We start from the raw sequence: 14,380 nt of genomic DNA on the forward strand, positions 1-14,380 counted from the left end.
GCAGGCCGGGTTACCGCCGTTTCGATCCGCTGGACGGTCACGACGCCGCCTCCTCGTCGGAGAGGTCAGCGGACTCGAGAGCCGCCTTCAGCCCGCCGAGGAACCGGGCAGCGGCCCGGCCGTTGATCAGCCGATGATCGTAGGCAAGCCCCAGCAACGCGACCTGCCGGACCACCGGTTGCCCGTGCCCGTCCGGGATCACCTCGGGATGGGTGGCGCCCAGTGCCAGCATGCAACTCGTCCCCGGCATGATCAGCGGTTGCGCCAGCAACACGTCGCCGGCTGGCAACGACAGGCCGATCGTGGCCCCGGTGAGGTCAGCCGCGGTGAACTCCTCCCGCAGCGCTTTCGCCCGCAGACCGGCCATGGCGGCGGTGACCGTCGCCAGCGAGGTCACCGCGTCAGCGCCGATGACCGGGAGGTAGAGGCCGCGGCCGATGTCGATGGTGACGCCGACCCGGACCTGGCCGGCCAGCACAGCGGTGCCGTCCTCCCGAGCCGAGGCGAAGAACATCGGATAGGTCTCGACGAGGCCGGCCAGGCGGCGGATGAGCAGCTCCGGAAGCCTTGCCGCGATCTTCTGCCGATCGGCGTAGCCGCGCAGCGCCGCCAGTGCGGCGTCCACGACGACCTTGACCACGGCGTACGCCGCGGGAATCGTGTGATGCGACTCAGCGACCACGGCCGCTACCGCGAGTTGGCTCTTGCCGAGATGCTGGATACGCGAACCGCCGACATCGGCTTCGTCGATCAGCCGCTGCACGTCCACCGCCCGGATCACCCTGGTGCTCAGTGTTCGGATCGCGTCCTGGCTGATCCGGTACCGGTCGATCAGACTGCGGGCCGGCTCAGTGATGACCACACCCGCCAGGTCGGCCGCTGGCTCTTCGGAACGGCCGATGAGGAACCGCTGACGCTGCTGCTCGTCCGGGAACAGCCGCCCGATGACCTCGCCCGGTCGGCACTCCTGCATCTCGGTCAATCCGCGCTGCAGGACACCACCGACCTCGCTGCTCAGCTCCTCGGCGGTCTTCGATGTCTCGATCTCAACCACCGGGGCGCTGGCCGGAACGACGTCGCCGTCGCTGTAGTGCCAGGCGGTGAGCAGGTAGCCGGAGTCGTTGCTGTTGAGCTTCGGAACGGTGATCTCATGCACCGGCCACCTCCAGAACGGCGTCGTAGACGGTGTCGGCCTGCACCAGAACCTCGTCCTCCAGATGGCGGGCGGCCGGAATGACCCGGTCGGCGGACGTGACGAGCCGGATCGGTGCGCGCAGCCGGCCCCACAGACGCGGATAGAGGCAGGCGGCGACCTCGGCACCCCAGCCACCGCCGGCGGTGCCTTCCTCGACCACCACGATTCGGCCGGCCCCGGCGATTGCCGGCGGCAGTGATGACGCGTCGAACGGATAGAGCTGCACCGGCACGAGGATCAGGCAGACGATTTCGTGCTCGAGGAACAGCCGGCGCGCCGCGTCGAGGACCCGGCCGGTCAGCCCGCCGGGAGCGATCACCACTACGTCCGCAGCGTCCGGACTGCCCAGGAAGACTCGCGCGCAGCCGTCCGAAGAGGCCGGGAAGTCGTACGAGAAGAGGTCGTCGACGGTGCTGTCGGCGTACATCCGCTCGGTATAAAGGATCTTGTTTTCGAACAGCACCGCGGGTTCACCGGCGGCCAGCATCCGGCCGAACAGCGCGGAGCAGTCGTGGAACGGCGACAGCTCGTAGAGGTTGAGGTGCGGGATCCCGATGAGGTGCTTCTGCGGGCTCTGGCTGTGCGTCGGCCCGTAGCCGCGGTTACCGCCGACCGGACAGCGAACGACCGTTCGCATCGGCACTCGCCGGCCGTACATCCCGACCGACTTGCTGAGCAGGTTAAGGATCGGATCGAACGCCAGCGCGACGAAATCCCCGAACATGATCTCCACGATCGGTCGTTCGCCGCTGAGCGCGAGCCCGCCGGCCAATCCGACAATGCCCGCCTCGCTGATCGGCGTCGACACCACCTGGTCCGGAAACCGACCGGACAGACCCTTCGTGATCTTGAAGGCGCCACCGTACGGGTCGGAGACGTCCTCACCGATCATCCACACCCGAGGATCCTTCTCCAGCATCGCGTGCAATGCCCGGTTCAGATTCTCCGAGACCCGCTCGCGTTGTGACCGAACCATGACCCCTCCGCTGACTGGATTCTCCGTCGCTTGAATCCTGGTCGTCCGAGCAGCGGTGATCACGGGCCCTCAGCCCTGCCGACGGGGAGCCGTTGGTCGCGAATCCGTCGCCTGCATCCGCACGGCCAGTTCGGGCGGCGCCCGAACTGGCCGTGTGGATCAGCCGAGGTAGGGCGGCGCGACGCCCCAGCCCCAGTGCGGCACCGGCGCCTCGCGTGGCGGGTTCGCGCCCGGCTGGGAGTTGGCGATCGCGAGGCGGGTGCCCCACTCGAGGTAGCCCATGAACGCGGCCCGGAACTCCGGGTCGTCGGGCAGGCCGACGTCGTCGGCGGCGTCGGCGAGCAGGTTCACCCAGCGGCGTCGCTGGGGTTCGGTGATCGCCTTGCCGAGGTGGTGGGCGAGCATGTGCGCGTAGCCGCCACGCTCGTCGGTGTAGCGCGACGGCCCCCCGAACACCTCGGCCAGCCACATGGCGACGAACTTCGGGTGCGCCGGATCCATGTGCGCGAACAGCGGCCCGACCACGTCGTCGGCGGTGACCTTGGCGTAGAACCGCTCGGTCAGCCGCTCGAACGCCTCGGCACCGCCGGCCCACTCGTACAGGCTGGGCACCGCACCGCCGGTGCCGCGTACCGCGGTCGGCTCGTAGTGGCGCATCTCCTCGACCGCGGTGACGTACGGCCGGATCTCCGCCAGGAAGCCCGGGAACAGCTCGCCCTGCCGGAAACCCTTGAGGTGGTCCTCCGGAGAGGACCAGGTGATGCGCAGGATGTAGGTGCCGGGCTCCTCGGTGCAGCGGCTCAACTCGTAGTCGGCGCACTGCGGGGCGAGCGCCAGGAAACGCGCCGCGCGGCCGTAGGCCTGTTCGAACTCCGCCGTGTCGCCGGGAACGCGGTACCGGATGTACTCGACAGTCATGCCGTCCACAGTAGGCCAAGTAAGCCTGTAATCATGTAATCGGCTTCCGAGGGCAACACGGGCTCCGCGGCGTCGCCGGTCGGCACCCGGAAACGGCAGTGCCGGCCGGCAACGCCGCAACACGGCCGGAAGGCGGGCGACCAGATCGTCGCACGTCGAGGTCACCCGCCCGGTAGATCACCCGGCCGCGGTCGCCTCGAGCTCGACCATCTGCCCGGGAATCGCCAGCCGCGTGACGCCGAGCATCGTGGTGGCCGGGGCCACGCCCGCCGCGCCGAGCCGCCCGGCCAGCACGCCGTAGTGCGGGAACAGCGCGTCGACGTCGGTGGTGTAGACGTTGAGCCGCACCACGTCGCCGAGGGACATGCCGGCCTCGGCGAGCACCGCCTCCAGGTTGTCGAGGCTCAACGCCAGCTGGGCGGCGATGTCACCGTCGTGCTGCGGTTTGCCGTGGGCGTCCATCGCGGTCTGCCCGGAGCAGTACAGGGTCCGGGTATGCCCGGAGACCAACTCGCCCTGGTTGAACCCCAGCTCCGCCGACCACGCCCACGGGTTGACCGCCGTTCGTTGCACTGTCACATCAGCTCCCATTCGATCGTTCATGTCGTGCGGATCGGAGCCTGCCGGGTAATCACGACATCCTCTGTCATGTATTGGGTAGGGTTCGCGGATGCGCGCCGATCGGCTGGTCTCGCTCGTCCTGCTGCTGCGGCAACGCGGCCGGATGACCGCCGACGCGCTGGCGGCCGAGCTTGAGGTGTCGACCCGGACCGTGCTGCGCGACATCGAGGCGCTGTCGGCGGCCGGTGTCCCGGTTTACGCCGAACGCGGGCGGCACGGCGGGTTCGCGCTGCTGCCCGGCTTCCGGACCGAGCTCACCGGCCTCAACCACGACGAGACCCTGGCCCTGCTGACCACCGGTTCGGGGCGGCTGTTCGGGCTCGGCCCGGCGTTCGCCTCCGCGCTGCGCAAGGTCGTCGACGCGCTGCCGGAGGGCCATCGGGCGACCGCGAACGACGCCGCCCAGCGGTTCCTCGTGGAGCCCGCGGCCGACCTGCTGTCGCGCCGGGCGCCCGGTGAGGAGGTTCCGGACGCGACCATGATCGAGGTCCGGCGAGCGGTCCTGTCAGGGCGCAAGCTGCGCATTCACTACGCCGCCACGGACCGGCCGGCCGCTTGGCGCACGGTCGATCCGATCGGCCTGGTGACCGTCCGCGAGCGCGTCTACCTGCTGGCGACCAGAGGCGGTGAGGACCGCACCTACCGGCTGTCGCGGATGCTCGCCGCCGAGGAACTGCCCGAGGCGGCCGAACGCCCGGACAGCGTCGACCTGGACCGCGCCTGGAACGAACGCCGCGCCCGGTTCCTGGCCGACGGTCACCTCACGGTGCTGGTTCGGGTGAACCCGGCCCGCCGCGACGATCTGCTGAACACCGCGGTGGCCGTCCGCACCGAGGAACCCGGTGCGGACGGGTGGCCCCTGCTGGAGGTCACCTACCAGGACTCGTGGCACGCCGAGTGGGCGCTGTGGCAGCTCGGCACGCAGGCCGAGGCCCTGGCGCCGGACTCGCTGCGCGCGGCCCTGCACGACCGCGCCGCCGCGATCGCCGCCCGCTACGCGCCCCCTTAGAGCGGGGTGACCTGCACCCACCGGCAAGCCACAGATCACCACACGAACAGCGGCCACCCGCACCGTGGTGACCTACGCCCACCAGCGAGCCACAGATCACCACGCAGGCGGGGGTTTCGCAGTTCACGTCGCCCGCGTACCCGGCCGCTTCGGCCTCGGCCAGCGCGATGGCCTCGTCGAACGAGGAGGCCTTCCAGACCGTCACCCGTTCCTCGTACGTCGCGGGCTTCTCGGGGTCGAACAGGAACAGTCAGCGGACCGAGAACCAGGCGGCTTGAGATGTCACCTCGGCAGTGTGCCGCACATCGATCGATCCGCCCGCACGGTCAAAGGGGAGCAAGCGGCCGCTCCGCTGCGAGCGGCCGGCGGTAGCGGACGATCGGCAGCCCGCGCCACTCGTCGCGGCCGCCGTCGTACCGGAAGCCCAGATGTTCGTAGAAGCCTCTGGCGTGCGGGTTCTGTTCGGCCACCCAGAGCATGCAGGCGGTGCAGCCGGATGCGGCGAGCCCGGCCAGCGCGTCCTCGACGAGGAGCCGCCCGGCGCCGATCCCCCGGGCCGAGGGCAGCAGGTAGACCGCGTTGATGACGCCGGTGCCCTCGGGTTCCTCGCTCTCTGGCGGGCCGCTGACGGCGTAGCCGATCACCGTGCCGTCGCTGACCGCGACCCGGATCCGGTGGGTCGTGCCGGTCGCGGCCCGCGCCCAGTTCTCGCTGGTCTTGTCCAGGTCGAGCCCTTCGACCATGGCCGGGTTGAGGTGCCCGTAGGTGGCACGCCAGGCCTCGAGCTGGATGCGGGCGATCACACCGCCGTCGGTGGCCCCCGCGGGCCGTAACACGGTTTCGGGCACCCGGCCACGCTACCGGCTGCCCACCATGTCGGCGAGCCCCTGGGACGCGGGCCAGTCGTCGTGCGGGCGGCCCAGGTGGTAGCCCTGGCCGAGCGGGATTCCGGCGTCGCGCAGGACGGCGACCTCCTCCGCGGTCTCGACGCCCTCGGCGACGACCGTGGTGCCCAGTGAGGCGGCGAAGGCGGCCATCGCGGCCATCAGCGCACGCCGGGCGGAGTCACGCTCGGCCTGGTCGACGATGCTGCGGTCGAGTTTGATCACGTCCGGCCGCAGCCGCAGGATGTGCTGCATCGAGGCGTAGCCGGCGCCCGCGTCGTCGACGGCGAGCCGGGCACCGCGCCCGTGGATCTCGTCGACGACCGCGACGAGGGCGTCGTAGTCGGTCACCACCGCGTGCTCGGTGATCTCGACGGTGATCCGGGCCGCGCACGGCCCGAGGCGGTCGAGCCGCTGCAGGAACCGCGGGTCGAGCATGGTCTCCGGCGCCACGTTGACCGACAGGTAGGCGTCGCCGGGCACGTCCGCCAGCCGGGCCAGGGCCGCGTCCAGCGCGTACAGCTCGAGGTCGGGGCCGAGCCCGGCCTGCCAGGCCTCGTCGAACCACTCGTTCGGCGGCCGGTACGGCTGCCCGGCGAACCGGGACAGGGCCTCGGCGCCGACCGCCCGGTGGGTGGTCAGGTCGACGATCGGCTGCAGGACGATCCGCAGGCCCTCTCCCCCGGCCAGCAGATCGGTGATGCGGGCGCGGGCGGCGTCCTGCTGCTCGCTGCGGGTGCGCTGTTCGGCTTCGGCGAGTACCTGCTCGGTGATGTCGGCGCTGAACCCGTGGTACCCCCGGATCTCGCCGCGTTCGCCGTACACCGGGGTGACGCTGTTGCGCAGGTGGCGGACCGTGCCGTCGGCGTGCCGGGCCTCGGAACGCCACTCGGATCCGGCCGCCGCCGTCAATTCACGGAGTCCGGCGGTCATCACGGTGTCGAGTTCCACCCCGAGGATCCCGTCCGCGGTCGTGCCGAGCACCGCTTCGACGCCCTCGTTGGAGAAAATGAATCGCAGGTCGGCGTCGAGACGCCACACCCAGCCGCCGACCGTCTGCATGGTGCTGTGGAAGGCCTCGACGGCGGCCCGGGCGGTGGCCTGCATCCGCCGGTACAGCCCGATCAGCCGGATCATGATCCAGGCGACCAGCGGTAGCCAGCAGATCGCGGCGACGGCCAGCCACTCGTCGGCCTCGGGGAGTTCGCCGGTGACGACGACGTCCTCCCACTCCCACACCGAGGCGAGCAGGGTGAGCAGCATGCTGGGGCCGAGCACGACGATGACGGCCGCGATCAGCCGCCTGGTGGCGGCCGCGCTCTCCACATCCGTCGGGGCGGACTCGTCTGACACACCGGGGTAATCGGTCACGGCTCCGGCCACCTAAGGTCAGGCGCGTCCCCGTACCAGAGGAAGAAAGATCTCATCGACGATGTCGACCAGCACCTCGTCGGGCACCGAGGGGACGCCCCGCATCGCGTACTCGGCGCGCAGCAGCATCATCGGGGTGGCGGCGACGCGGGGGTGGGCGGCGGCCGCCGGAGCCTCGCCGCGGGCGGCCGCGCGCTCGATCATGGCGAGCCAGGCGCGGTCCATCGTGTCGGCGCCGGAGCCCTCACGCATCAGGGTGAGCAGCTCGGGCTCGTCGGCTGCGGCGGCGAGCAGGCTGCGCAGGATGACGCCGTACGGCGAGGACCAGGTCTCGTTGGCACGGCGGAGCATGTCGAGGGCGTCCCCGCGAAGGGTGCCGGTGTCGGGGTCGGGCATGGCGGCGTCCGACAGGTGCCGGTAGGCCGCGATGCCGAGCGCGGCGCGCTGCGGCCAGCGGCGGTAGATGGCGTTCTTGTTGGTCCCGGCACGGGCGGCCACACGGTCCATGGTCATGCCCGGGTAGCCGGATTCGCGCAGCTCCTCGGCGGCCGCGTGCAGTATCGCCTGCTCCAGTTCCGCACCGCGGCGTCGGGTACCCACGCATTGCAGGGTACTCGACGTACCTTATAGGGTACGCGTCGTACCTTACGAGCGAGGGGAACCGCCATGCGCGTCTTCGGCATGAACTACGACACCGGCTTCGTGAGCGCCGGTTCGACCACCCACGAGCCTTTCGACCCCGATGTCGTACGCCGTGACCTGCGCACCATCCGTGACGAGCTGCACTGCGACGCCGTGCGGATCACCGGCGGGATCCAGGACCGGCTCGAACTGACCGCGCAACTGGCAGCCGACGCCGGCCTGGAGGTCTGGTACTGCCCGTTCACCAACGGCCTGGACCGCGACGAGCTGATGGCGTTCGTCCTCGACGGCGCCGAGCGGGCCGAGCGGCTGCGCCGGACCGGGGCGCCGGTCGTCTACCTGACCGGCTCGGAGATCGCCATGTTCACCGACGGCTTCCTGCCCGGCCGCGACCTGACCGAGCGCATGGCCCTGTTCACCGATCCCCTGCGGATGCGCGAGGCCGTACCGGCGGCGCGCGCCGCGGTACACGGCTTCCTCACCGAGGCCGTCCCCGCGGTCCGGCAGCGGTTCGGCGGCCCGATCGGCTACGCGTCGATCCCCCTCGAAGCCGTCGACTGGGCGCCGTTCGACATCATCGCCAGCGACGCCGGATATCGCGACGCCACCAACGCCGCGGCGTTCCCGCAGACCCTCGCGGCGGCGGTGGGACAGGGCAGGCCGTACGCGGCCACCGAGTTCGGCTGCTGCACGTTCCGCGGCGCTGCCGACGTGGCGGGCGGGCCCGAGCCGGTGACATACGACGAGCACGGCCGCGCCGACCGGCTCACCGCGGACCTGGAACGCGACGAGGAGGGGCAGGCCCGTTACCTGGTCGACCTGCTGCGCGACTACGAGAAGGGCGGTGTCGAGGCCGCGTTCGTGTACACGTTCGCCAACCGGCACCTGCCGACGACCGACGACCCGGCCCGCGACTTCGACCTGGCCGCCCGCGGCATCGTGCGCGTGCTGCCGGACGGCTCCTGGACGCCGAAGGCCGCGTTCCACGCCCTGGCCGAGTACGGCCGCGAACGGGCTGAACGCCGTTACGGGCGCTGATCCCGCAGGACCTGTTTCCCGGCCGAGGCTCACTGCAGGGCGATCGCCACCTTCTGCGGCTCCGGTGCGGCGATGGTGAAACCGGCGGTACGGCCGCCGTGGCTGAGCTGGTAGTCGCCGAGGAAGCCGGTGACGTCGAGATGTCCCGCCGCGTCGGTGCGCAGGACGGTAGCGGGCAGCCACCACTCGCCTTTGATCAGTCGTCGCAGGGCCTCGTACGCGGGTTTGGGTGTGCCGTCGGAGCGGACGAGGCCGGCGGGCGCGCCGAGCCAGGCACCGTCGTCGGACAGGCCCCAGTAGGTGACGGCCTCGACCGACGGGTGGCCGATGAGCGTCCGGTAGTGCCGCACGATCTCGTCGGCCTGCCGCTGCTCGCCGTCCGGCGTGGAGGGCCACGACGGGACCTGGAAGTCGTTGAGGTCCTCGATCTCCGCCGGCATCAGATCGCCGGAGAGCAGGGTGGTCTCGGTCATGTGGATCGGCAGGCCGTACCGGGCGAACCGCTCGAGCGTCTCCAGTGTCCGGTCCTCACCCCAATAGCCCTGGTGCATGTGGCTCTGCAGGCCGAGCGCGTCGATCCGGACCCCGGCCTCGAGAAGACCTTCGATCAGGCATTCGTACGCCGTGGACATGTCGAAGTCGTTGAGGAGCAATGTGGCGCCGGGGTCGGCCGCGCGGGCCGTCTCGAACGCGAGCCGGACGGTCGCGATCCGGCCCCTGACGCGGGCCAGCCGGGTGATGGCGTTGGGGTGCTCCTCGTTGCGGAACACCGGCATGATCACCACCTCGTTGATCACGTCCCAGGAGTCGATGACGTCGGCCATGCCCGCCACCTCGCGCCGGATGCGGGCACGGACGGCAGCCTCGATCTCGTGGATCGGCTTCTCCCGCAGCCAGCTCGGCGCCAGGGTGTGCCACACGAGCGGGTGCCCCTTGACGCGGCAGCCGTGTCCGGCGAACCACTGCGCGGTCCGGTGCAGACGTTCGGTGTCCGGCCGGCCGGGCTGCGGCTCGAAGTCCGACCAGTAGAACGGCAGGGTCGCGGTGTTGAAGACGTCCAGCCACAGGCCGGCGTGGCCGGGCGGGCCGGCCCCGTCGGCCACGGTCATGAACTCGAAGCCGATGTTGCCGAAAGCGAACGCGTGGGATCGCTGCTCGACGATGACCTCCCGCTCGCCGAGCGGCCGGCCGCCCTCGTCCAGCACGGTGAGCAGCGCCTTGCCGTACCGATGCGCCGGTTTCCCGATCGTCAACACGCACCTCCGGGCCTCGAAAGTTTCGGATACTGCTGGTAGTTGCGACAACTTGCCGTCACCCATGGCCATCTGATGACCAGCACAGGTCTTACGCATAGCGTCCATTTTCGCTGCGGTCATTATCTTGACACGCCCGTTGACCTCTTCATAGTTTGAGCGCCATCTTTCCGAAACACTTCGAAACTTTCGCTACCGAGAGGTGGGCTTTCATGGCACGAAAAATGAACCTCGCAGTGGCTGCCGTGGTCGCGTTGAGCGCCATGGGGCTGGCGGCCTGCACCGGCGGGGACGATGAGGGCGGAACCTCGGGCGGCAGCGTCACGATGGACTTCTGGCACAACGCCACGACCGGCCCCGGCAAGGCGTTCTGGGACAAGACGGTGGCCGACTTCCAGACCGCCAACCCGAACGTCAAGATCAAGATTCAGCAGGTGCAGAACGAGGACCTGGACGGCAAGCTGCAGACCGCGCTGAACTCCGGCTCGGCGCCCGACATCTTCCTGCAGCGCGGCGGTGGCAAGATGGCCGCGATGGTCGAAGCGGGCCAGCTCAAGGACATCACCGCCGACATCACCGACGCCACCAAACAGGCGGTCGGCGAGGCGGCCCTCAAGACCGGGCAGGTCGACGGCAAGGCGTACTCCGTGCCCGTCTCGATCCTGCCGGGGGGCTTCTGGTACAGCAAGGACACCTTCGCCAAGGCCGGAGTCACCGCCCCGCCGACCACTCTGGACGAGCTGAACCAGGCGGTGACCAAGCTCAAGGCCAACGGCACCCCGATCGCCCTGGGCGCCAAGGACGCCTGGCCGGCCGCCCACTGGTACTACTTCTTCGCCCTGCGCGCCTGCACCCCGGCCGCCCTGGACGCCGCAGCCAAGGACAAGACCTTCACCGACGCCTGCTGGACCAAGGCCGGTGAGGACCTCAAGGCGTTCGCCGACACCAAGCCGTTCAACGAGGGCTTCCTGACCACCTCGGCCCAGCAGGGTGCGGGCAGCTCGGCCGGCCTGGTCGCCAACTACAAGGCCAGCATGGAACTGATGGGCGCCTGGGACCCGGGTGTCATCGCCTCGCTGACCAAGGACACCAAGCCGCTGCCCGACCTGGGCTTCTTCCCGTTCCCCGCGGTGCCCGGCGGCCAGGGCGACCCGCTCGCGATCATGGGCGGCGCGGACGGCTACTCGTGCTCGACCGACGCGCCGAAGGAGTGCGCCACCTTCCTCAACTACATCCTCACCAAGGACGTGCAGGAGGGCTACTACAAGGCGTTCAACGCGCTGCCGGTCAGCAAGGAGGCCCAGGGCGCGGTCACCGAGGACTACCTGAAGGCGGTTCTCGACGCCTACAACAAGGCGCCGTACGTCTCGCAGTGGCTGGACACGATCTACGGCCAGAACGTCGGCAACGCCCTGAACGTGGGCGTGGTGAACCTGCTCGCCGGCAAGGGTGACGTCGCCGGAATCCTCAAGGCCGTCAACGACGCAGCCAAGAAGGGCTGAGAGGTTTGGTCTCCGTGACATCCGGCACGCGTGTCCGGGACGGGGGTGGCGTCGCGGCGCCGCCTCCGGCCCGGCCCCGCCGGCGCGGCATCAGCTGGGCCCAGCGCCTGGAGATCCTGGCGCTGTCCGGGCCGGCGATCCTGGTGTTCGCCGGCTTCGTGATCACCCCGGTCATCCTGGCCGGCTACTACGGCTTCTACCGCTGGAAGGGGTTCGGGCCGCCGACGAACTTCGTCGGGCTCGACAACTACGTCACCATCCTGCAGGACAAGCTGTTCCACGAGGCACTGTGGCACAACGCCCAGATCGTGGTGCTGTCGCTGGTCCTGCAGGGCCCGATCGCGATCGGATTGGCGCTGCTGCTCAACCGGCGGATGCGCGGTCAGTCGCTGATCCGGGTGCTGATCTTCGTCCCTTACGTGATCTCCGAGGTCATCGTCGGGACGGCATGGGCCCTGCTGCTGCAGTCCCAGGGCGCGGTCAACGGCATCCTGCGGTCGATCGGGCTGGACGGGCTGGCGAAGGACTGGCTGGCCGACCCGAGCCTGGCGATCTGGACCCTGATGCTCATCCTGACCTGGAAGTACGTCGGGTTCGCGGTGATCCTGTTCCTGGCCGGCATGCAGAACATCCCGGAGGAACTGGCCGAGGCCGCCGCGATGGACGGCGCCTCCTACTGGCAGACCCAGTGGCGGATCACGCTGCCGCTGCTGGGGCCGACCATCCGGATCTGGGGCTTCCTGTCGGTCATCGGCGCGCTGCAGCTGTTCGACCTGGTCTACATCATCTGGGGCCAGTACGTTGCATCGACCGCCGGCACCTCCACGATGGCGACGTACATGGTCTCCGAGGGTCGTAACGCAGGCAACTACGGGTACGGCAACGCGGTGGCGGTCGTGCTCTTCATCATCTCGATGATCATCGCGCTCGTGTACCAGCGTTTCGTGCTGCGCCGGGACACCGAGGGCGCGCTCACCGGAGGACGGTAGAAATGGCCACGGCCACCCAAACGCGGCGCGGAAACCCGACCGCCTACGTCGCCGCGCTGGCCCTGATCGGCATCATGCTGGGCCCGGTTGTCTACATCATCATCGGGGGCTTCCGGACCAACTCGCAGATCACCACGGACCCCGCCGGCCTGCCGGACCCGTGGCAGTTCGGCAACTACCTCGACGTGCTGACCGGCGACACCTTCTGGCTCCAGGTCACCAACTCGACGATCGCTGCCGTGGTCACCACGGCCGGGGTGGTCGGGATGGGCGTGATGGCCAGCTATGTGATCGCCCGCTACCGCTTCCGCGGGCGCGGGGCGATGTACGCGCTGTTCGCGGCGGGTCTGATGTTCCCGCCGACCGTCGCGATCACGCCGCTGTACGTACTGATCAAGAATCTCGGTCTGGTGAACACACTGCCCGGGATCATCCTGCCGCAGATCGCCTTCAGCCTCCCGACGACGATCATCATCCTGGTGCCGTTCCTGCGGGCGATCCCCCGGGAACTGGAGGAGGCCGCCTTCATCGACCGGTGCAGCCGGCTCGGCTTCTTCTGGCGGATGGTGCTTCCGCTGTCGGTGCCGGGCCTGATCACCGTCGGCATCCTGGCGTTCGTGAACAGCTGGAACAGCTACCTGCTGCCGCTGTTCATCCTCAACGACCAGGAGTCCTTCACGCTGCCGCTGGGCGTGCAGGCGTTCGCGTCGCAGTACTCGGTCGACACCGCGAAGGTCCTCGCCTTCACGTCCCTGTCGATGATCCCGGCCCTGGTGTTCTTCAGCCTGTTCGAACGCCGCATCGTCGGCGGCCTGACCGGCGCCGTCAAGGGCTAGGTGTGCTGCTCCACGGAGCGGGCCATCTGCCGCAGCGTGGCCGCGAAGGCGGCCCGCCCGGCCAGCGAGACCAGCGGGCCGGCGTAGCGGGTGATCCGGCGCGGGGACACGGTCACGTCCTCGAACCAGAGCACCCGGCAACGCCGGCCCGGCAGCGGTGTCACCGTGAACCAGGCGCTGCCGCGGATGACACGGCCGTGCTTGACGATCTCGCACCGGGCGGGCGGGTCGCCGGGGTCGTCGCCGGACGGCGGCTCCCAGCCCACCACCTCCATCGGGTCGTCGAATCCCAGCGGGCCGAGACCGGTGCGTGCCACGAAGTAGGCGCCGACCCCGTCGGGCCGGTCGCTGCGGACCCGGACCTCGGTCAGCGGCACCCAGTCGCCGTGACGGGGCCAGTCAACCAGGGTGTTCCAGGTGTCGGTGGCGGTGGCGCGCACGTGCCGGGTGACGGTGAAGCTGGTCATGCCCTTATCTTCGTGAAGATCGGCCGTTCCCGCACACCGGGCGGCGGGTAACACACCCCGGGTGGATCAAATGCGACTGCGTTTCGAGGGCTGGATCGCCGGGCTGGGCACGGCCGGCGGCACACGGCTGGTCGTCGGGCACTGGCCCGGCTCACCGTTCGGGCCGGTCACCGACGTCATGATCGAGGACCGGGCGGGCCATCGGCTGCTGTTCGCCGAGAGCGAAGAGCTGGCCCAGTTCGTCGCCGAGACCTACTCCTTCGATGAGGTACGGGTGGTGCCGTTCACCGTGCGGCGCGAGCCCACGGCCTGGACCGTCACGGCGGGGCCACTCACGCTCCGGTTCACCACCGGCGGACGCGGCCCGCTCGGCCTGCTGCTGCGCGCTGTCCCGGCGGCGCTGGCCAGGCAGCTGTGGTGGGTGCGACTGATCGACCTGCCGGCGCGGATGTTGCACGGTGTGCGCACGTTCGGCAGCGCAGGCAACGGACGGCGCGAGTGGTACGCCGTCCGAGACCTGCACCGCATCACCGCGGCCGACGCCGTGCTGGACGGCGCCGGCCTCGGCTCCCTGACCGATGTCCACCCACCGGTCCGGTTCGGTTTCGGCTCGACCCCGCCGTCCCCGGCACTCGTGCGCATCACGACGACCGTCGAGGTCCCGCACGCCTGACGGCCG

The 14,380-nt window shown here is 70.0% G+C and carries 15 protein-coding genes; 6 read left to right on the forward strand and 9 right to left on the reverse strand.

Going from position 1 to position 14,380, the window contains the following annotated elements:
• Positions 1 to 37: 37 nt before the first annotated feature.
• The 4 genes from CLV67_RS15750 to CLV67_RS15765 form a co-directional block, all read right to left on the reverse strand.
• Entirely contained in the window at positions 38 to 1,156 is a 1,119-nt protein-coding gene (locus tag CLV67_RS15750; RefSeq protein WP_106318897.1) for a 2-oxo acid dehydrogenase subunit E2, read from the reverse strand.
• Positions 1,149 to 2,171, reverse strand: a complete 1,023-nt coding sequence (locus tag CLV67_RS15755) for an alpha-ketoacid dehydrogenase subunit beta (RefSeq protein ID WP_106318899.1) — start codon at positions 2,169 to 2,171, stop codon at positions 1,149 to 1,151. Before CLV67_RS15755 ends, CLV67_RS15750 begins: the two co-directional genes overlap by 8 nt.
• Positions 2,172 to 2,330: 159 nt before the next feature.
• On the reverse strand, positions 2,331 to 3,089 hold the full coding sequence (locus tag CLV67_RS15760) for a group II truncated hemoglobin (protein ID WP_106319137.1): 759 nt from the start codon (positions 3,087 to 3,089) through the stop codon (positions 2,331 to 2,333).
• A gap of 177 nt (positions 3,090 to 3,266) precedes the next feature.
• A complete protein-coding gene (locus CLV67_RS15765) occupies positions 3,267 to 3,668 on the reverse strand; it encodes a RidA family protein (RefSeq protein ID WP_239166187.1) in 402 nt (133 codons plus the stop codon).
• 91 nt (positions 3,669 to 3,759) lie between these two features.
• Here CLV67_RS15765 and CLV67_RS15770 point away from each other — a divergent pair, with 91 nt between their 5' ends.
• Positions 3,760 to 4,719, forward strand: coding sequence for a helix-turn-helix transcriptional regulator (locus CLV67_RS15770; protein WP_106318903.1), 960 nt, complete (start codon positions 3,760 to 3,762; stop codon positions 4,717 to 4,719).
• A gap of 326 nt (positions 4,720 to 5,045) precedes the next feature.
• Here CLV67_RS15770 and CLV67_RS15775 read toward each other — a convergent pair whose 3' ends face one another.
• Genes CLV67_RS15775 through CLV67_RS15785 form a run of 3 tightly spaced genes read right to left on the reverse strand, consistent with a single transcriptional unit; the run spans position 5,046 to position 7,574 of the window.
• Positions 5,046 to 5,567 (reverse strand): GNAT family N-acetyltransferase, encoded by a 522-nt coding sequence (locus CLV67_RS15775; protein WP_106318905.1) that lies wholly within the window; start codon positions 5,565 to 5,567, stop codon positions 5,046 to 5,048.
• 9 nt (positions 5,568 to 5,576) lie between these two features.
• Entirely contained in the window at positions 5,577 to 6,974 is a 1,398-nt protein-coding gene (locus CLV67_RS15780; protein ID WP_146169169.1) for a sensor domain-containing phosphodiesterase, read from the reverse strand.
• 18 nt (positions 6,975 to 6,992) lie between these two features.
• On the reverse strand, positions 6,993 to 7,574 hold the full coding sequence (locus CLV67_RS15785) for a TetR/AcrR family transcriptional regulator (protein ID WP_106318909.1): 582 nt from the start codon (positions 7,572 to 7,574) through the stop codon (positions 6,993 to 6,995).
• Positions 7,575 to 7,640: 66 nt separating this feature from the next.
• Here CLV67_RS15785 and CLV67_RS15790 point away from each other — a divergent pair, with 66 nt between their 5' ends.
• The gene (locus CLV67_RS15790; protein WP_106318911.1) at positions 7,641 to 8,654 is read left to right on the forward strand and encodes a hypothetical protein; all 1,014 of its coding nucleotides are present in this window, start codon (positions 7,641 to 7,643) and stop codon (positions 8,652 to 8,654) included.
• Positions 8,655 to 8,683: 29 nt separating this feature from the next.
• On the opposite strand, the gene CLV67_RS15795 is transcribed toward CLV67_RS15790, so the two are convergent.
• Positions 8,684 to 9,907: an endo-1,4-beta-xylanase gene (locus tag CLV67_RS15795; protein ID WP_239166186.1), complete on the reverse strand. Its 1,224-nt coding sequence runs from the start codon at positions 9,905 to 9,907 to the stop codon at positions 8,684 to 8,686.
• Positions 9,908 to 10,119: 212 nt separating this feature from the next.
• Here CLV67_RS15795 and CLV67_RS15800 point away from each other — a divergent pair, with 212 nt between their 5' ends.
• From CLV67_RS15800 to CLV67_RS15810, 3 genes are read left to right on the forward strand one after another with little or no spacing between them, the layout of a single operon-like run.
• Complete coding sequence (locus tag CLV67_RS15800; protein WP_106318913.1) at positions 10,120 to 11,409, forward strand: ABC transporter substrate-binding protein; 1,290 nt, start codon at positions 10,120 to 10,122, stop codon at positions 11,407 to 11,409.
• A gap of 14 nt (positions 11,410 to 11,423) precedes the next feature.
• Positions 11,424 to 12,398 (forward strand): carbohydrate ABC transporter permease, encoded by a 975-nt coding sequence (locus tag CLV67_RS15805; RefSeq protein WP_203736981.1) that lies wholly within the window; start codon positions 11,424 to 11,426, stop codon positions 12,396 to 12,398.
• 2 nt (positions 12,399 to 12,400) lie between these two features.
• The gene (locus tag CLV67_RS15810; protein ID WP_106318917.1) at positions 12,401 to 13,234 is read left to right on the forward strand and encodes a carbohydrate ABC transporter permease; all 834 of its coding nucleotides are present in this window, start codon (positions 12,401 to 12,403) and stop codon (positions 13,232 to 13,234) included.
• On the opposite strand, the gene CLV67_RS15815 is transcribed toward CLV67_RS15810, so the two are convergent.
• Positions 13,231 to 13,701, reverse strand: a complete 471-nt coding sequence (locus CLV67_RS15815) for an SRPBCC family protein (RefSeq protein ID WP_106318919.1) — start codon at positions 13,699 to 13,701, stop codon at positions 13,231 to 13,233. The two genes, CLV67_RS15810 and CLV67_RS15815, sit on opposite strands and share 4 nt — an antisense overlap.
• A 70-nt stretch (positions 13,702 to 13,771) precedes the next feature.
• Here CLV67_RS15815 and CLV67_RS15820 point away from each other — a divergent pair, with 70 nt between their 5' ends.
• Positions 13,772 to 14,374, forward strand: a complete 603-nt coding sequence (locus CLV67_RS15820) for a hypothetical protein (protein WP_170153883.1) — start codon at positions 13,772 to 13,774, stop codon at positions 14,372 to 14,374.
• The last annotated feature ends 6 nt before the right edge of the window (positions 14,375 to 14,380 follow it).

This window comes from Actinoplanes italicus, assembly GCF_003001815.1.
GTDB classification, from domain to species: domain Bacteria; phylum Actinomycetota; class Actinomycetes; order Mycobacteriales; family Micromonosporaceae; genus Actinoplanes; species Actinoplanes italicus.